15 protein-coding genes are annotated in these 18,764 nt (G+C 64.1%); 11 read left to right on the plus strand and 4 right to left on the minus strand.

Annotated elements, in window-relative coordinates:
* Positions 1 to 456: 456 nt before the first annotated feature.
* The 9 genes from AC25ND_RS26205 to AC25ND_RS26245 all read left to right on the plus strand — a co-directional run bounded on the left by AC25ND_RS26205 (position 457) and on the right by AC25ND_RS26245 (position 11,813).
* Positions 457 to 2,100, plus strand: coding sequence for an acetolactate synthase large subunit (locus AC25ND_RS26205; RefSeq protein ID WP_028692242.1), 1,644 nt, complete (start codon positions 457 to 459; stop codon positions 2,098 to 2,100).
* 188 nt (positions 2,101 to 2,288) lie between these two features.
* Positions 2,289 to 4,235, plus strand: a complete 1,947-nt coding sequence (locus tag AC25ND_RS26210; protein ID WP_186597535.1) for a flavin monoamine oxidase family protein — start codon at positions 2,289 to 2,291, stop codon at positions 4,233 to 4,235.
* Positions 4,236 to 4,370: 135 nt separating this feature from the next.
* A complete protein-coding gene (locus AC25ND_RS26215; protein WP_062573098.1) occupies positions 4,371 to 5,267 on the plus strand; it encodes a nitrilase family protein in 897 nt (298 codons plus the stop codon).
* 93 nt (positions 5,268 to 5,360) lie between these two features.
* On the plus strand, positions 5,361 to 6,428 hold the full coding sequence (locus tag AC25ND_RS26220) for a hypothetical protein (protein WP_243431634.1): 1,068 nt from the start codon (positions 5,361 to 5,363) through the stop codon (positions 6,426 to 6,428).
* Entirely contained in the window at positions 6,425 to 7,402 is a 978-nt protein-coding gene (locus tag AC25ND_RS26225; protein ID WP_069017422.1) for an asparaginase, read from the plus strand. Before AC25ND_RS26220 ends, AC25ND_RS26225 begins: the two co-directional genes overlap by 4 nt.
* 84 nt (positions 7,403 to 7,486) lie before the next feature.
* On the plus strand, positions 7,487 to 8,041 hold the full coding sequence (locus tag AC25ND_RS26230; RefSeq protein WP_062363504.1) for a UPF0149 family protein: 555 nt from the start codon (positions 7,487 to 7,489) through the stop codon (positions 8,039 to 8,041).
* A gap of 162 nt (positions 8,042 to 8,203) precedes the next feature.
* Positions 8,204 to 8,833 carry a glutathione S-transferase family protein gene (locus AC25ND_RS26235; protein ID WP_028692248.1) on the plus strand — a complete coding sequence of 210 codons (630 nt, stop codon included), beginning with the start codon at positions 8,204 to 8,206 and terminating at the stop codon, positions 8,831 to 8,833.
* Positions 8,834 to 8,851: 18 nt separating this feature from the next.
* Complete coding sequence (locus AC25ND_RS26240; RefSeq protein WP_182325336.1) at positions 8,852 to 10,867, plus strand: pyridoxamine 5'-phosphate oxidase family protein; 2,016 nt, start codon at positions 8,852 to 8,854, stop codon at positions 10,865 to 10,867.
* 46 nt (positions 10,868 to 10,913) lie between these two features.
* Positions 10,914 to 11,813 (plus strand): LysR family transcriptional regulator, encoded by a 900-nt coding sequence (locus AC25ND_RS26245; RefSeq protein ID WP_028692250.1) that lies wholly within the window; start codon positions 10,914 to 10,916, stop codon positions 11,811 to 11,813.
* A gap of 46 nt (positions 11,814 to 11,859) precedes the next feature.
* Here AC25ND_RS26245 and AC25ND_RS26250 read toward each other — a convergent pair whose 3' ends face one another.
* The 3 genes from AC25ND_RS26250 to pdxR form a co-directional block, all read right to left on the minus strand.
* Positions 11,860 to 13,278, minus strand: a complete 1,419-nt coding sequence (locus AC25ND_RS26250) for an aminotransferase-like domain-containing protein (RefSeq protein ID WP_062363498.1) — start codon at positions 13,276 to 13,278, stop codon at positions 11,860 to 11,862.
* Between the two features lie 17 nt (positions 13,279 to 13,295).
* Complete coding sequence (locus tag AC25ND_RS26255) at positions 13,296 to 14,726, minus strand: L-lactate permease (RefSeq protein ID WP_028692252.1); 1,431 nt, start codon at positions 14,724 to 14,726, stop codon at positions 13,296 to 13,298.
* 277 nt (positions 14,727 to 15,003) lie between these two features.
* Positions 15,004 to 16,485, minus strand: a complete 1,482-nt coding sequence (pdxR, locus tag AC25ND_RS26260) for a MocR-like pyridoxine biosynthesis transcription factor PdxR (RefSeq protein WP_186597533.1) — start codon at positions 16,483 to 16,485, stop codon at positions 15,004 to 15,006.
* Between the two features lie 358 nt (positions 16,486 to 16,843).
* Between pdxR and AC25ND_RS26265 the strand changes: the two genes are divergently transcribed.
* Positions 16,844 to 17,314: a GNAT family N-acetyltransferase gene (locus AC25ND_RS26265; protein WP_186597531.1), complete on the plus strand. Its 471-nt coding sequence runs from the start codon at positions 16,844 to 16,846 to the stop codon at positions 17,312 to 17,314.
* 258 nt (positions 17,315 to 17,572) lie between these two features.
* The gene (locus AC25ND_RS26270) at positions 17,573 to 17,893 is read left to right on the plus strand and encodes a helix-turn-helix domain-containing protein (protein ID WP_186597529.1); all 321 of its coding nucleotides are present in this window, start codon (positions 17,573 to 17,575) and stop codon (positions 17,891 to 17,893) included.
* 39 nt (positions 17,894 to 17,932) lie between these two features.
* On the opposite strand, the gene AC25ND_RS26275 is transcribed toward AC25ND_RS26270, so the two are convergent.
* The gene (locus AC25ND_RS26275; RefSeq protein ID WP_069017429.1) at positions 17,933 to 18,469 is read right to left on the minus strand and encodes a BRO-N domain-containing protein; all 537 of its coding nucleotides are present in this window, start codon (positions 18,467 to 18,469) and stop codon (positions 17,933 to 17,935) included.
* Positions 18,470 to 18,764: the final 295 nt, after the last annotated feature.

Consider the following 18,764-nt stretch of genomic DNA (forward strand, 5'->3'; position numbering starts at 1 on the left):
GATGGTAGTGTGGGGCTTCCCCATGTGAGAGTAGGTCATCGTCAAGATTCATTTCGCAAAACCCCTATCTGCGCGAGCAGGTAGGGGTTTTGTCTTTTCAGCCCTGGTAAAGAAATCTGACGTGGGAGCGGGCTTGCCCCGCGATGGCGCATGCCCGGATAACATCACGGCCTGATTCGGCCTTATCGCGGGGCCAGCCCGCTCCCACGGTATCTTGTTCCTACACGGCATCCGTTTGCTGACGATCACGCAAATATCCTTTGCTCGTCGGCTACCTCACATCGCCCCGTCGCAGGTGCGACAATATTGCCGTCACAATTACGTGACTTCCCCGTACCTACCCTGCGTCAAGGCTTAGGTTCGGGGCAATCCTGGCACCCGGACCGAGCGATGCCAGCGTACCGTGCTGCGCATTTCTGGACTTTCACCGTCCTATTACTTGAGGTTAGAAGCAAGATGGCCAAGGCCGCCGATGTCGTTGTGCAATGCCTGGAAAACGAAGGTGTCGAGTATGTGTTCGGCATTCCCGGTGAGGAAAACCTCGACTTGCTCGAGTCCCTGCGCAAGTCGAAGATCAAGCTGGTACTGACCCGCCACGAGCAGTCCGCAGGCTTCATGGCCGCCACCTACGGCCGCCTGACCGGCAAGACCGGCGTCAGCCTGTCGACCCTCGGCCCTGGCGCGACCAACCTGGTGACCGCCAGTGCCTACGCCTACCTGGGCGGCATGCCGATGATGATGATCACCGGTCAGAAGCCGATCAAGAAGTCCAAGCAGGGCCGTTTCCAGATCATCGACGTGTGCGGCATGATGGACCCCATCACCAAGTACACCCACCAGTTCGCCTCGGCCGACAACATCCCAGCGCGCATGCGTGAAGCCTTCCGCCTGGCCGAAGAAGAGAAGCCAGGCGCCGTGCACCTGGAGCTGCCGGAAGACATCGCCGCCGAGCAGACCGACGCCTTGCCGATCCCGCGCAGCCTGCACCGTCGCCCGCTGGCCGAGCACGTGGCTATCGAAGCCGCCGTGCAGAAACTGCAGAACGCCCGCAACCCGATCCTGGTGATCGGTGCCGGCGCCAACCGCAAGATGACCGCCAAGGTCCTCAAGCAACTGATCGACAAGACCGGCATCCCGTTCATCACCACCCAGATGGGTAAAGGTGTGGTCGACGAGCGCCATCCGCGCTTCCTCGGCAACGCCGCGCTGTCCTCCGGTGACTTCGTGCACCGCGCCGTCGAAGCCGCCGACCTGATCGTCAACATCGGCCACGACGTGATCGAGAAACCACCGTTCTTCATGGTCCGTGGCGGCACCGAGGTCATTCACGTCAGCTTCCGCTCGGCCGAGGTAGACGCCGTGTACTTCCCGCAGGTGGAAGTGATCGGCGACATCGCCAACGCCGTGTGGCAGATCAGCGAAGCGCTGACCGACACCAGCCACTGGGACTTCACCCGCCTGATGGCCATCCGTGAAGCGAACGAAGCACAGATCGCCGAAGGCGCCGACGACGACCGTTTCCCGGTCTACCCGCAGCGCATGGTCGCCGACATCCGTCGCGCCTTGCCGTCCGAAGGCATCGTCGCCCTGGACAATGGCATCTACAAGATCTGGTTCGCCCGCAACTACAAGGCCCACAAGCCCAACACCGTGCTGCTGGACAACGCCCTGGCGACCATGGGCGCCGGCCTGCCATCGGCCATGGCCTCGCACCTGGTGTACCCGGATCGCCCGGTCATCTCGGTATGCGGCGACGGCGGCTTCATGATGAACAGCCAGGAGCTGGAAACCGCGGTACGTCTGGGCATGCACATCACCGTGGTGATCCTGCGAGACGACGGCTACGGCATGATCCGCTGGAAGCAGGCCAACATGGGCTTCACCGATTTCGGCCTGGACTACGGCAACCCGGACTTCGTCAAGTACGCCGAAGCCTACGGTGCCAATGGCCACCGCGTGGAAAGCGCCGAAGGCTTCCTGCCGCTGCTCGAGCACTGCATCAAGACCCCAGGCGTGCACGTGATCGACTGCCCGGTGGACTACAGCGAGAACGACCGCATCCTCAACAGCGAGCTGCGTGAGCGCGCGCTGGCGGTCTAAACCGTAGCATCCTCATCGCGGGGCAAGCCCGCTCCCACGTTGTGCAAGAACAACGTGTGAGCGGTTTGTCCCGCGACAACGTAAGTACAGGCAACAACGTACGCTGCACCACCATACACATCTACCCATCCCCACCTCTCTACTCCCGGCATGCTCAGGCTCCTCACCAACCCTGAGAACCCGAGATCATGACCATTGGATCAACGTACAACCATCCCGCCGACATTGCCGTCGAGCCACGCACCCCAGTGCTGCCATGGGCCGCACGTTTCCCGAATCCGCCTGACCTGTGTTTCGACTACCGACGTCTTGTCGAACAGCAAGGCGGCATTGCCCAGGTTGCTCGTCCTGCACATCGCATCTGCATTGTCGGTGCTGGCGTCACCGGCCTCACCGTCGCACGTGAACTGCTGCGCTGTGGTTTCACCCAGATCACACTGATCGAGCAAGCCCGGCGAATTGGGGGGCGTCATCTCACCGTGTCATCCTCTGCTGACAAGCCAACAGTACACACCGCTCCCTTCGAGATGGGCGCCATGCGCATGCCGTTCTTCAACCGTACCGGCGAGCCGCCCAAGGCAGGCCATTCACTGATGGCTTACTACGCAGATCTGTTCGACCTGCGACTTTCCGACTTCCCCAACCCTGGCACGCCCTGGGTCAATGCAACAGGTATCTACCTGCGTGAAGGCCAACTTGAAGGGGAGGGTGATCCGAAGCTGCTGATCTGGAAAAACCCCGAAGGTCACACTCCGCCACCAACTGCGGTACTACAGAGGATTCATAGCAAGTGGCGGCGCTTTGCCGAGCGTTTCACCGAACAGGTGGCCGTCATCTACGGCACAGAAGGTTGGCTGACGACGTGGTCGGCAATCGTCGAGCGATATCACAGGCTGTCGTTCCGTGACCTGGTATTGCTACCGATCCTGGAGGCTTGGGACCCTGGCAATCCAGGCGATTTCGGTGGCCTTGGCATGGACCGTGACGAGTCGGCGATCTTCTATGCAATCGGCATCGGTGATGGCAGCTGGGGCGCCTTCTACGACGTGTGTTGCCTCTATCCGCTGCGCACCGCCATTTTCGGGTTCAGCAGCCACCTGCAGCTTGTGCATGGTCGTGTAGATGACAAGGGGCGAGTGCTTGCAGCGCCCTATCAGGATGTCGAGACTGTTCCCGACAGCAAAGGCCTGCATTTCCAGGCACCTGCCTACCTGGGGATCGCCGCGTTGGATGAGGCCCTGCTGTTCATGGACATCGCTGGCCTGGGCGAATCTTTGTACAGCCAATGCGTGGCGCGTAAGGATGGCCTGCTGTCGGACAGCTCGGTTCATGGCCTGCACAAATTGGCCGATGGCCGCATCCGCGTCGATTACCGTTGGCGGCACAGCGATGAAGCCAAGGCTCAGCCGATGAGCGATGTGTTCGACAGCGTGGTGCTTACCACGCCGTCCTGGTTGATCGAAACAGGGATGCGCCTGGAGGGCTTCTCCCTGAGCATGCTGCCACCGGCCATTGTCGAGGCCTGGAAGCACGCCCATTGGGAGACCAGCTGCAAGGTTTATGCGCCGCTGCGTAAAAGCTTTCTCGACCAGCATCCCCACCTGCCGCAGATCCTGGTCACCGACAGCTTCGTGCACGATGTCTATGCCTACCGTTACAACGATCAGCACACCCGCGATTGCATCCTGCTCAGCTACACCTGGGAGGACGATGCCACCAAGCTGGCGGCGTATACAGACGCGGAGCTGGTGGAAAAATGCGTAGCGGAACTCGATCGGATTCTGATGCGTTGCACCAACATCGGCGAACCCATCTCGCCGCATATCGATCTTGGAAACACTCGCATACAAAGATGGATGACAGACAGGAATGCACTTGGCTGTGCGAAATTGTACCGGGCGGACGCCTATTACGACGCGGTGAGCCTGATGAAGTACAACCGCGACCTGAGTGCCCATTCAGGGCTCTACCTCGCCGGGGAGTCTTTCTCTGTCGATGCCGGCTGGACCGAGCCGTGTCTGCGCACCGCCATCGACACCGTGATCAACCTCTGCAACAACACCGGCGCACATTTCAAAGGGGGTTTCAGCCTCGAGCACTATCCGCATTATCAGGTGCCTCGACAGGCGCTTTGAAACAACTTTGTAGGAGTACTCTTCCACGTATTTTCGCAATCTCCCTCAGTTTCAGAGGATCCTGCTGACTGTTGCCCCACCTGCCATGCCCGTTCTACTGGCGGCCTTCCACAACAACCAGAACAGGAAGCCGCCATGCAGGAACACACCACTCCCGTCAGCCCCGTGCGCATTGCCGTCATCCAGTACGACCCGCAGGTCGGCCTGGACCACTGCGATGGCAACCTGAGCCGTGGCTTGGCCCTGGCCCGCAGCGCCGCGCGTGAAGGGGCGAACCTGATCGTGCTGCCGGAGCTGGCCAATACCGGCTACACCTTCAACTCCCGCGCCGAGGCCTATGCCCACGCCGAGTCGCTGGAGGATGGGCGATGCCTTCAGGCCTGGGCGGAGTTCGCTCGTGAGCAGCAGGTGTATCTGGCCGCAGGCTTCGCCGAGCGGGACGGCCTCAAGCTCTACGACAGCGCCGTGCTGTTCGGCCCGCAGGGGCTGCTCGGGCATTACCGCAAGGCACACCTGTGGAACCAGGAAAAGCTCTGGTTCACCCCCGGAGACCTGGGCTTCCCGGTGTTCGAAACGCCCATCGGCCGCATCGGCCTGTTGATCTGCTGGGACATCTGGTTCCCGGAGGTGCCACGGCTCATGGCCGCGCAGGGCGCCGACATCATCTGCAGCCTGAACAACTGGGTCTGGACGCCGCCGCCGCTGTTCGACGAGGCCGGGCGCTGCATGGCCTCGTACCTGACGATGACCGCGGCCCACTCCAACAATGTCTATATCGCTGCCGCCAATCGCATCGGTCGCGAACGGGGCGGGCGCTTCCTCGGTTGTTCGCTGATTGCCGGTACCAACGGCTGGCCCATCGGGGAGGTGGCCAGTGCCGAGGAGGAGTGCATACTCTATGCCGACGTCGATCTCAGCGCCGCCCGCTCGGCGCCGATCTGGAACAGCCTCAACGACCTGCCGCGTGACCGGCGCACCGACCTCTACGACGCCACCCTGGGTTATCGGCTGCATGCGCCGATGCCACGTTGAGGAGGCGTCATGGAACAGCGCCTTTCTTTACCGCGACAACGGTCGTCGTCGCTGACAATCCTGGGCCTCGCACTGCTTTGCATTGCCAGCCTGATGTTGGGTGGATGGCCCGATTATGCGCAGCTCGTCGCAACCCTCGACCAGCCGCTGAGCAGGCTGCGCTGGATTGTCGGCGATATCAGCGAGGTCGCCTTCTACAAGCATGAGCTGCCGGCACTGGGGCTGTTGCTGGGGGCGAGCCTCGCGCATTGGGCCCAGCAGCGCGGGTATTGCTGGCAAGGCTTTGCCATCTGCTACGGCACCGGGCTGTGGCCCTGGCTGATCATCAGCTCGCTGCTCGGCCTGCTGCTCAGCCATGCGTTGTGGGGCTGGACGCTGGACGGTGGTGCCTGGCAGCCGACCTTCGTCGCCTTCGTCTCGCTGCCAGCGGCCATGGTCCTGCTGTTTGGCGGCGGTTGGCGCGTTGCGATCAATGGCGCGCTGCTCGGTGCCGTGCTGGTGACGCCGGCCAGCCTGCTGCTGGTCAACTACTTGTGCTACCCGCTGCAGTTGCCGGTGGTGATTGGCAATGTCAGTGGCATGGCCCTGGCCAGCGTGCTGGCATTCCTGCTGTGCAAGCGCTTTCCGGCGCTGGTTCGCGATGGACAGCGCTCAGTGGTCGCCGCGACGGCCAGCCAGCCCGACTATGGCGTGATCTGGACCCTGCGCCGGGTACTGGCCGATTTCAGCGAGGCGCCATTTTTTGGCAATGAACTGGCCAGCCTCGGCTTGCTGCTGGGCGTCTTGCTGGCTTATGTATTAGCCCCGGCGGCGCCGGCCTACGGCTCGCAACTGGTGCTGCAGCTTGTGGCCGGGCAGGTATTGGCATCGCTGGTCGGTGTGCTGTTCTGGCGCCGGCAATGGAAAGAGCGGGGCTGGTATCCGACCTATATTCCCATCGTGTCGATCGTGCCCGCCGCCGTGCTGACGCTGGGCGGCAGCTGGCAGGTGATCGTCACCAGCGCCGTGCTCGGCGCGCTGATCGCGCCGCCGCTTGCCGTGGCCATCAGCCGGCGTCTGCCAAGCTACATGCACGGCTATATCGGCAATGTCCTGTCCATGGCCATCAGCACCCTGGGCATCGTGCCCCTGGTCGGCTTACTTGCGGGAGGTAATCCATGACATCACCACGTGTTTCGATCGCCAGCCTGGGCGGCACGGTCAGCATGCAGTCTGGGGCGCCAGGGCAGGGTGTGACACCCCGGCTCGATTGCGCCGCGCTGTTGGCGTCCCTGCCGCAACTGCAGGCACTGGCGCAGATCAGCACCGCCACGTTGTGCCTGGTGCCGAGTGCCTCGCTGGCGTTCAGCGACATGCTGAACGCGCTGGCCTGGGCAAGCGCGCAAGTGCAAGCGGGGGCCCAGGCCGTGGTCCTCACCCAAGGCACCGATACGCTGGAGGAGACCGCGTATTTCCTCGACCTGCTCTGGCCCCATGACATCCCGTTGATCATGACCGGCGCCATGCGTTCGGCCAGCCAACCGGGCGCGGATGGTCCGGCGAACCTGCTGGCGGCAGTGCAGGTGGCGATAGCCGATGGTAGTCGGGAGCGTGGTGTGCTGGTGGTGATCAATGACCAGATTCACCAAGCCGCCCGTGTACGCAAGACTGCCAGCCTGGCAATGGCGGCCTTCGAGTCGCCCGGCACAGGGGCGATAGGGGAGGTCGTGGAGGGCAGCCCAATTTACCGCCAGGCTGCCACGCCACGGCGGGTGTTGCCCCTGCCGATGCAGGTGGATCACCAGGTCGTCGTGCTGGAGGCCTGTCTCGATGCCGATACAAGGCTGCTGCAAGCGCTCGGTGGCCTGGGCTATTCAGGGCTGGTGGTTGCCGGCTTTGGCGCAGGCCATGTTTCCGAAGCCTGGGCCGAGGCGTTGGGGAGCATCGCCGGCAACATGCCGGTGATCATCGCCACCCGCACCGGCAATGGCCCGACAGCCCTGGGTACCTACGGATTCAACGGTGGTGAGATCGATCTGCAGGCCCGGGGCCTGCACATGGCCGGCTGGCTCTGCCCGCGCAAGTGCCGACTCTTGTTGTGGCTGCTGATCGGCACCGGGCGGCAGGCCGACCTGGCGCACTGGCTGCAGCAATAGTCCGATGTCTGTTCCCTTGATGGGAGCGGGCAGGCGTTGCCTGTGCTAGGGTGCATGCAAATTTCCGCCCCAGGACACCCGCCCATGCTCCCCGCGCTCAGCGAAAAAGAACTCGACCGTCTCGAAGACCTGCTGATCACCTACGGCAACGATTATTCGGTGCTCAACCTCGCCGAGCTCAACGGCTTCTTCACCGCTTTGGCCAGCTCCCCCAACAAGGTCAACCCTGAGCAATGGCTGCCTTCTGTCGCCGGTGGCAAGGTGCCGAAGTTCAAGAAGCCCGCCCATGAAGAGGCCTACACCGCGTTGATGCTGCGTTATGCCAGCCAGGTGGCGCAAGAGCTGGCCAACGACCTCGAGCACTTTGAACCGCTGTTCGAGGAGAGCGAAGGAGAGGAAGGCCCGGCGATCATTCTCGAGGAATGGTGCTTCGGCTACATGCGCGGTACCCAGGTGGCCGAGTGGAGCGAGCTGCCGCCGGAGCAGGATCGTCTGCTCAAGGCCATTTCCCTGCATGGGCTGGAAGACAATTTCGAGCTGCTCGATTCGATGAGCTTCGATGAGCGCCAGGCCTGTGTGCCGCTGGTGGTCGAGGCGGCGCGGGGGTTGTATCAGTACCAGAAGCAGCACCGTCATTGAGATCGCCATCGCGGGCGCGTGGAAGCGGGCTGGCCGCACGACTGTAATTATTCCACCTACCGTAATACCGAATTGCTCCCAGCACTGATTCTGCTGTCGGGCGATCCAGTGCAGCATGTCCTCCAGCAGCGCCACTCCCGGCGCTGATCCGGAGCCCCGCACATGCCAAGCCCGATCAAACTCTACAACTTCCCCAAGTCCGGCCACGCCCACCGCATCGAGCTGATGCTGTCGCTGCTCGAACTGCCCACCGAGCTGGTCTTCGTCGACCTGGCCAAGGGCGAGCACAAGCAGCCAGAGTTTCTCGCCATCAACCCCTTCGGCCAGGTGCCGGTGATCGATGACAACGGCATCGTCATCGCCGATTCCAACGCCATCCTGGTCTACCTGGCCAAGGCCTATGGCGGTGAGCGCTGGTTGCCTGCGGATCCGGTCGGTGCCGCCCGAGTGCAGCGCTGGTTGTCGGTCGCGGCGGGTCCCCTGGCCTTCGGCCCGGCAGCGGCACGTCTGGTAACGGTGTTCGGTGCCTCGTTCAACACCGATGAAGTCATCGGCCGCGCCCACACCCTGCTCAAGGTGATCGACGCCGAACTGGCCAAGGGCCCGTTCCTGGTCGGTGACCAGGCCACCATCGCCGATATCGCCAACTACTCGTACATCGCCCACGCGCCGGAAGGCAACGTGTCGCTGGAACCGTACCCCAACGTGCGCGCCTGGCTGGCCCGTGTCGAGGCGCTGCCGGGCTTCGTGCCGATGCCACGTACGGTCATCGGTTTGCAGACCACCCTCTGAGTCCCGAGGAATGCCGCCATGCAATCGCCCTGGCATGCAGGTGAAAAACGGCTGCAGGAGCACGTCGGTGTTGCCGAGCGCATGGAGGCGTTCGGGCAGAAGGTCATCCGTGACTTCATGCCCGACCAGCATCGCACCTTCTACCAGCAGTTGCCGTTCATGGTGGCCGGTGCCGTGGACGCCGCAGGCAAACCCTGGGCGACGCTGCTCGAAGGCCCGGAAGGCTTCGTCAGCTCGCCCGATCCACGGCAACTGTTGATCGGCGCCGATCTCGCCAGCGACGATCCGGCCACGCCGGGCCTGGTGGCGGGTGGCGCCATCGGCCTGCTGGGGATCGAGCTGCACACGCGGCGGCGCAATCGCCTCAATGGCCTGATCCGCGGGGCCAGCGCCGGTCAGTTGGCGGTGGTGGTCGAGCAGTCGTTCGGCAACTGCCCGCAGTACATCCAGCTGCGCGAGTACACCCGCGTCGACGAGCCGCCGCAGGCGCGTCGGGATTCATCGGTACTCGATGCCGCGACCCGCGCCATGATCGAAAACGCCGACACCTTCTTTGTCGCCAGTTACGTCGAGCAGGAAAATGGCCAACGTGCCGTGGACGTGTCCCACCGCGGTGGTCGCCCCGGTTTCGTCAGGGTCGAAGGCAATCGCCTGACGATTCCTGACTACGCCGGCAACCTGCATTTCAATACCCTCGGCAATCTGCTGGCCAACCCGGTTGCCGGCCTGTTGTTCGTCGACTTCACCACGGGCGATGTGCTGCAGGTTTCCGGGCGCACCGAGGTGATTCTCGATAGCCCGCTGATCAGCGCCTTCGAAGGCGCCGAGCGGATCTGGACCCTGGACATCGAGCAGGTGGTGGTCCGCCCGGCTGCGGTGTCGTTGCGTTGGGCCTTCCAGGAGTACGCCCCCACCAGCCTGATGACCGGCACCTGGAGTGAAGCCGAAGAGCGCCTACAACAGCGTGAGCGCCAACGCCAATGGCTGACCTGGCGCGTGCTGCGTATCGAGCAGGAAAGTCGCGATATCCGTTCGTTCTACCTGCAACCCGAGGAAGGTACGGCGGTGGCCTTCGCGCCCGGCCAGCATATTCCCGTGCGCCTGCAGGTGGATGGCGAGGCACCGCTGATCCGCACCTACAGCCTGTCCAGCGCGCCGTCCGATGGCCACCTGCGCATCAGCGTCAAGGCGCAGGGGCCGGCGTCACGCTATTTGCATCAACAGGTGAAGGTTGGCGATCGGCTGGAGGTGCGTCAGCCCATGGGCAGCTTTACCCTGGATCAGCAGAGTGAGCGGCCCCTTGTGCTGATCGGCGCGGGCGTCGGCATCACCCCGTTGATCGCCATGCTCCGCGAGCAGCTGGCCAAAGGGCAGGGGCGGCGCATCCATCTGTTCCATGGCGGGCGCACACTGGCCGACCTGCCGTTCCAGCAGGAGCTTGCCGCACTCCAGCAACACGCCAATGGCTTGCTGAGCATCCATCGTGCCCTGAGCCAGCCCGAACCCCAGGCCGTGCTGGGTCATGACTACCAGTTCGCCAACCGCCTGGGCATCGAGCAGATCAAGGCCACGCTGGCATTGGACGACTACGACTTCTACCTCTGCGGTCCGGCCAGCTTCACCCAGGATCTGTACGAAGGCCTGCGCGGCGTGCATGTGCCCGACGCCCGCATCCATGCCGAAGCCTTCGGCCCCTCGACCCTGCGCCGCCACACCGACGACAACCAGCCGACGCTGCAGCAGCCCCCACCCGCCAGCGAACCGGTGCCGGTGTACTTCGCCAGCTCCGCCAAGGAAGCGCGCTGGGCGCCAAACAGCGGCACGCTGCTGGAACTGGCGGAAAGCCGTGGCCTTTCGCCGGACTTCAGTTGCCGAGGCGGCTCCTGCGGTACCTGCAGGACCAAGCTGGTCAGCGGCCAGGTCCACTACCCGAACCCGCCCGCCGAACTGCCCGAGCCCGGCATCGTGTTGATCTGCTGTGCCATCCCCGCCCAGGCCGAGGACGGCGTGCAGCCCCTGGTACTGGAGCTCTAGCGTGACCACGGCGATAATCGCCCCACGACAACGCGTGGGGCGCGGCATGGACCAGATCCACCTGATGAAAGTGTTCGTGGCTGTTGGCGAGCTGGAAAGCTTCGCCGCCGCCGCCCGCCGCCTGGCTATCTCGCCGGCGGCGGTGACCCGCGCGGTCACTGCCCTTGAGGAACAGCTCGGGGTCAAGCTGCTGCTACGCACCACCCGCAGCGTGCGCCTGACCGAGGCCGGCGGGCGCTACCTGCAAGACACCCGGCATATCCTCGCCAGCATCGTCGAGGCCAACGAAGCCGCCGCCGGCATCAACGCCGCGCCCAAGGGCGACCTGGCGGTTACCGCGCCGATCCTGTTCGGCAAGAAGTTCGTCATGCCGTGCATCGTCCGTTACCTGCAGCAGTACCCCGAGGTGGATGTGTCGGCGTTCTTCCTCGACCGCGTGGTGAACTTGGTGGAGGAGGGCATGGACGTGGCGGTGCGCATCGGCCAGTTGCCCGACTCGGGCCTCAAGGCGTTGCGCGTGGGCAAAATGCGCCGGCTGCTGTGCGCCTCGCCCGAATACCTGGAACGCCACGGCACGCCGCGCCATCCCTCGGAGTTGCAGAAGCACGAAGTGATCGCCGCCGGGACCCTGTCACCGCGCACGGACTGGCGTTTCGGCGCCATCGACGACCCGACGCTGATCCGCATGAAGCCGCGCCTGACCGTGACAAGCAACGATGCCGCCATCGCCGCGGCCAGCGCCGGGCTCGGGATTGCACGGCTGCTGTCGTACCAGGTGGCGGATGAAGTGGCGGCCGGGCGCTTGCAGGTGATCCTGGCCGAATACGAAGAAGCGCCGTGGCCGATCCATATCCTGCATCGGGAGAGCAAATATGGCTCGACCAAGGTGCGGACCTTTATCGATATGTTGGCCGAGCATTTGCGCAGCCAGGCACATCTGGCTTGATTCCGGACCTTGGGGCGCAAAGCGCCCCCAAGTACCTTAAACGCAATCAACACCTCGAAAGCGCCGTACACTCCGCCAGCACCCTCAACCCGCCCATCACCTGCGGCGTAATCACCCGCCCCAGGCACACCCGCAACCCAGTGCCACACTCCCCATCGGCAAAGAACATCCCGCTGGCGCCGACATTGCAGCCACGCTCCGCGGCAAGCCGTTGCAGCGCCACCATGTCCGTCCCTTCCGGCAATTCGATCCAATGGATGAAGCCGCCCTGCGGCGCCGCATACCGCGTCCCCGGCGGAAACGCCGAGCGCACCAGCGCCTCAATCACTCCGGCCTGCGCCGCCAGCCGGCCGCGCAGCTTGGCGCAGTGCTCCTCCATGTACCCCCGGCCGATGAACTCGTCCAGCACCCGCTGGGCCAGGCTCGACACCGCCAGGTTGCGCGAAAACAATTGGGCCAGGATCGCATCCCGATACCGCCCCGCCACGCACCAGCCCACCCGGTACCCCGGCGCCACGGTCTTGGAGAACGACGAGCAATAGATCGTCTGCCCGGTCTCGTCGTAGTGCTTGATCGCCTTGGGCCGCTGCGCCTCATCCACCAGGTCGAAGAAGATATCGTCCTCGATGATCGGCACATCCGCTGCCTGCGCCAACTGTGAGAGCCGTGCCCGCGCTGCGTCGGGCATGATGAAGCCCCGTGGGTTCTGCAGCGTCGGGTTGAGGAACACCACATCGACCTTGCCGCGCTTGAGCGCCCATTCCAGGTGCTCGAGGTCCATGCCGCTGTCGGCGTGGGTGCGGATGGGCAGGGCGCGCATCCCCAGGCGTTCGATGGTCTGCAGGATGCCGTAGTAGGTAGGTGTTTCGATCGCTACCGTGGCGCCCGGCCGGGCTACGGCCTCGAGGGCCAGCTCCAGGGCCACGGTGTCGCCCGAGGTCACCAGGATTTCATCCGGGCCGCAGGCCACGCCGCGCTGCAGCATCAGCCCGGCAATACGTCGGCGCAGCGAGGCCAGGCCAGGCGGGGCGATCAAGCCGGCCAGCGGCTGATCGGCCTTGCTGGCCAGGGTCGTCAGGCACTTGTTCAGCAGCACCTGGGGCGTGAGTTCGTCATGCAGCACCGCCGAGCTTAACGACAACCCGCCGTTGCTGGCGGCCTGAGCGAGCATGGCGACCACCGCGTGGTTGACGTTGACGCTGACACTGGCGAGGTCAAAGCCCTGCACCTGGGCCGCGCCCTTGGCGACGAAGTACCCCACCCGGGGCGTGGCTTGCACATAGGCATTGGCCTCCAGCTCCGCCAGGGCCCGTTGCACCGTGGCCAGGCTGCTGTCGAACAGCCGCGCCAGTTCGCGCACCGAGGGCAGCTGCGTGCCGGTGGGCCATTCGCCGCTGTCGATCTGGCGCAGCAGCCAGGCGTTGACGGTATGCCAGCGTTTGTCGGGCTTGGGGTTGCGATCCATGGCGGCCTTGTGTGGTGTCAAGCGGGGGCCCCGGAAAGGTAGAGCAAAACCGTGCCCGTTGCAGCCACGATGACGATGTTCAGCAGCACCAGGACGAAGCCGAAGCGGATCAGCCTGTGTTCTTCCTCACGGTCGGCCCCGGCCAGCCCGATGACCAGCGACAGGATCGACAACGAGCCCAACGCGCCATGCCCCGCGGCGCTGTTGGCCATGGCTGCCAGCCAGGGGCCGTGGGCGCTGGATAATGCCGCAATGGACGGCATCACCAGCGTGGTGCCGCCGACATTGGAGCCTGTCACGTAACCGGCCAGCCCGGCCAGCAGCGACACCGTCGAAGCCAGCGACACACCCGACATTGCTTGCAGCGCGCGTTGCGCCTCGACCAGGAAGCCGGCCTTGACCATCACCTGGGAGAGCAGCAGAAACAGGAAGATCGTTGCCACTGGAAAGCGCGCCCGTTTGACCAGCGCCTGCCAGGGGAAACCCGCACCTTGGCGCGCGGCCATCATCAGCACCACCAACAGCAAGGCCAGCCCCGGCGACGCCAGCGGCTTCCACGACACGTTGTTGCCATGCACCACCCACAGCCCGTCCCAGCCCGACAGCAGGAACAGCCCCCGCGAGGCGATGATCACCCCCAGCAAGGCCAGGTATGGCCATGCCGTCTGCGGCCAGCGCACCAGGGCCCCGCGCCGCGCCCAGGAAAGCCCCAGGCCGACGCACACCACCGCCAGCCCGGCCAATACCCCTGCGGTTTCGGGGCCAATCCAGCGGTTGATTACATACAGCACCGCGCTGAACAACAGTGAGACCAGTCCCAGCCCGAGCCACGCCTGTACGCTGCGAACCCGTGCCAACGCCAGTGCCACCGCCGCGAGGGCGAGGAACACCGGGGCGCTGACCAGTGCCGAATGGCTGCCCAGCTCCTGCGCCGGCATATGGGCCAGCAGCGCGCCGATCACCGTGGCAAGCCCCAGCGTGCCCCAGGGCATCACCACCATGCCGGCCAGGGCCATCTTCATGCCGACCTGGCGGGAAAACAGTCCCATCAGCAGCGGCACCGTGGCGATCAGCGACACCCCGAACCCGGTCATCGCCTCCAGCAGCGGCGCCAGGCCCAGCACGATGAAGATCACCTGCATCGGCGGCGTCCAGCCCAGCTCCCGCACCCAGGCGCCGATCGCCTGCGGGGCGTTGGCGCGTTCGACCAGGATGACGAAGGCCAGCCCCGGAACGATCACGCAGGCGGTACTGAGGAACAGGATCAACGTGTCTTGCAGGATGGCGCCGGACACCGCCGCCGACAACGGTTGCGCGGCGCCCAGGCCCCACAGCAGCAGGACACCGGCCACGCCGGCCAGCGCGGCCTGCACGGGTGGGCGGCGCAGCAGCAGGATCAGGGCGATCACCAGGCCAATGGGGGACATTTGCAGCAGCAGGGCAGCCATGATGCGGGTTCCTTTAGCCATCCAGAGGAGTGTGGAAGGGATGGTGGAGGGAAGGGCGGGACTGCAATAGATACAGGGGGTGGGGGATTTTCAATACAGCCCCTGGCTCGTGGCATTGGAGGCACTTGTTCGCACCACCTCTCACGCCAATGCCTGGATTTCTGGGCGCTGACCGCGATATTGGCCGTTAATGCCTGCAATCCGAGGCATTACATGGATCGGGTATTCTGGTCGCATTCCGCATGGGTTTTGACCGTACTGCTTGCACGCAGCGTGGCTATCTGGCCAAACCTGCCAGCACCTTCTCCAGCTTCACCACCGCCTCCCTCATCTCAGCGGGCGTCAGTGCCGCAAAGCCCATCAGCAAGCCGGCATCGTTCCTCGGCACCGCGTACAAGCTGCCCAGCCCTAACAGATCGATGCCCACCCCGCGTGACGCCCTGACCACGGCGTCTTCAGGCAAGCCCTGTACGAAATGGCAGGGCATCTGCAGCCCGCCGGCGGGCACCTGCGGCACGAGAAACGCCCCCAGGTGCCTGCGCAGCAGATCCGCCAGCATATCCCGCCGCTCGGCGTAGAGCGCGCGCATGGCCCGTACATGGGCGTTGAAATGCCCGCCTTCCATGAACCGGGCCAGGGTCAGCTGGGCGATGGAGGCGTTATGCCCGTCCTGCAGCGTGCGGGCGGCGGTCATCGGCGCGACGAGCTGGGGCGGCAGCAGCAGGTAGCCGATGCGCAGACCGGCGAACAGCGATTTGGTGAAGGTGCCGATGTACAGCGTGCGGTCGTGTGGGTCGAGGCCCTGCACGCAGGCGGTGGGGCGGCCGGCGTAGTGGAACTCGCTGTCGTAGTCGTCCTCGATGATCCAGGCGCGTTGCTGGCGCGCCCATTCGATCGCCAGCAGGCGTCGGTCCAGCGCCAGGGTCGCGCCGGTCGGGTACTGGTGCGAAGGGGTGAGGAACACCGCCCGGGCACCCGGCGCCAGCCGGGCCATGGCGTCCACCTGCAGGCCGTGCGCGTCCACCGGAACCGGCACGCCTGCCAGGCCGGCGGCGGTGACGGCCTTGCGGGTGCCTTGGTACAGCGGGTCCTCGACCAGCACCTGGTCGCCTGCGTCCATGAGCACCTGGGCGCACAGGCCAAGTGCCTGCTGCGAGCTGGTGAGGATCAGGATGCGCTCGGCGGATGCCTGGGCCCCGCGCTCGAGGTTGAGGTAGTCGGCGATTGCCCGGCGCAAGGGGGCCATGCCCTGCGGCTCGCTGTGTTCCAGCGCCCGCGTGCCGTATTCCTTGTACACCTGCCGCTCCAGCTTCTCCCAGATGGCCAGGGGGAAGTGCCGGGTTTCGGCCACGCCCGGGGCGAAGGGGCGGGGCGACTGGAAGTTGTGGACGCCACCGTTGTGTAACAGCGCTTCACCACGGCGGCTCAACTGCACCGGGGCTTGCTGATGTGCCGGACGCTGGCGCTTGCGCGACGGCAGGCAGCGCGCCCGTTGCGACACGAAGCTGCCGCTGCCCACGCGCCGCTCGATAAAGCCCTCGGCGTGCAACTGGCTGTAGGCCGACTCCACGGTATCCCGCGACACGCCCAGGGACTGGGCCAGCGGGCGCGAGGCGGGCAGCGCCTTGCCCACCGGCAGTGCGCCGTCGAGGATCAACTGGCGGATCGCCCGTTGGATACGCACATGCAAGGCCAGCGCGCCATGGGCGGGGTCGTTGATCCAGGCTTTCACCGATTCCAGCTGCGCGTGTTTGAACATTGGCCTGATTCCCTGGCTGGTAGATTTGATTAATGGCTGCCAATGCCGGGGCCGCTTCGCGCCCCTTTCCGACCGGTCCAGCGCTCCGGCAAGGCCCGCTCCCACAGGCGACCGCGAACCCCTGTGGGAGCGGCCTTGTGTCGCGAAAGGGCTGCAAAGCAGCCCCGGCAATCTCAAGCCTAACGCTCATCCAGAACCCCAAAGTGGTCTGGCCATTACCGAGCAATTGGCAGGTAAAAACCAACCATTTATCCGCTATAAAACCCCAGCCCGCAAGCAACCACCAAGGAAGGCAAGCGCTACGGGCAGGCCGGCCCCTCACTCATTCACACAGCTTTGCCAAAAAGGGGTTCCACCAATGACCACCACCCAACTACCCGTCTTCATCCGCGAAGTGAAGCAAACCGACCTGCAGCCCTGGCACGACTACTGGGCGCAATACCAGGCCTTCTACCAGGTAGACCTGGGCCCAGCCATCACCGAGCGCACCTGGGCCCGCTTCTTCGACCCGGCCGAACCCATGCACTGCGCCGTGGCCACCGACGGCGAACGGCTCTACGGCTTCGTCCACTACGTGTTCCACCGCTCGACCTGGGGACGCAACGACTTTTGCTACCTGGAAGACCTGTACGTGTGCCCGAGCGCCCGGGGACGGATGCTCGGCAAGCAACTGATCGAGTTCGTCCAGGACCAGGCCCGGCAGCAGCAGTGCGACCGGCTGTACTGGCATACCCAGGAGACCAACCGGACTGCGCAGCGGTTGTATGACTGGATTGCCGAGAAGCCGGGGGTGATCGAGTACCGGATGCCGCTGGATGTTGCTCACTAAGGCCATTGTGCTAAGTCCATTGTGAGCAGATAAGGGCGTGGGAGCGGGCTTGCCCCGCGAAGGGGAGCACCGGCTTTGCGGTGCAATCTCCTGCGGCGCAGCGCCGCTCCCACGCCCCAGTCATCAGAAATCTTCCTTCGAAATCTGCCTGAGTATTACGGCGTTGTCAGACCATTCAGAAAGACGAACCCCTCCCTGGCAGAGGAGTTCTTAATCCAATATTTTGTGCCTTAACTGCGATTTCTTGAGTTAACACACATGAAGTTGGATTTAAGTCTTACCAAACCCAGCGAACTCATGAGGGCCTTGTGCGAGCGCTTGCGCACCGAGCGGCTCGCTCAACAGATGTCGCAAGCGGAAGTGGCTGCTCGTGCTGGCGTCGGCACCAATACCGTGTCCAACCTTGAAACGGGACGAAATGTCGGTTTTGAAAATCTGATCCGAGTAGCGATGGTTCTAGGCCGAAGAAAAGAGCTTGAGGCGGTGTTTTTGCCGAAGGTGGAGTGCATAGCCGACATCACTCGCTATGAGCTTGGTGCCAAGCGCCAGCGTATCCGGAAGAAGTCAGGGCAGGATTGAACAGGGCTGCATGGCAGCCCTTTCAGTGGATCGCAGGGTTCAATCGCCAACCCCATGCAACCGCAACGCCCGCTGCGCACATTCCTTCCAGCTCAACTTACGCCGCTCGGGCACCACCACGGGCCTCTCCGCCGCCATCACCACCGGCATATCCCGCATCCGTACCCAAGGCTCACTTTGCCAATACAACAGACTCGCCGTATGCCCACCCGGCCAGCACATCCTGCCCAGGCGCGGCAGGTCTTCCAGCGCCGAATCCTGCCCATCGCGCAGCACCGCCACCACCTCATGAGTCAGCCAGTGGCGCAGGTGGCGGTTTTCCGGAATGTGATGATGGGCCAGCAGGGTATAGGCCCCGGACTCGCTGACCATGGTGGTCTCGCTGTACTGGCCGTAGCGCAGCAACTGCACGGTGCGATGCTGGTCCGGGTCTAGCTTACGGATGCAGTGCTCGTCGAAGAAGCGCCCGGTCATCCGACCGAGTTCGTGGGCGCAAAACCAGGCTTGGGACTCGAGCCAGAGGGTGTGGAGGGGGCGGTTGTGGCGGGTGAAGAGGGTGGAGGAGTAGTGAGTCATGATGGGCTATCCAAGTCAGGGAGAGCCGTTTCTAACGGGAACGGAATTCCGCCATGTGAGCGTTCTTAGCGCTCAAACAAACTACCGTGGTTTCCTCTGGTTAAGTAGTGATACGTATGTAGGAGGTTTCTTGATTTTGAGGCTCGGTAAATAAAAAAGGCTGCCCAAGGGCAGCCTTTCTGGATAGCTGGACGATCGGAAGTGTCAGATTTTTTGTGTGCGGGCCGGTAACGGCCTGCCGTCAGGCAGGCCCTGACTTTCACCAGGTCGGCCTGATGAACCGATCTCCGTACAA

The sequence above is a fragment of the Pseudomonas sp. P110(2024) genome (assembly GCF_057480795.1).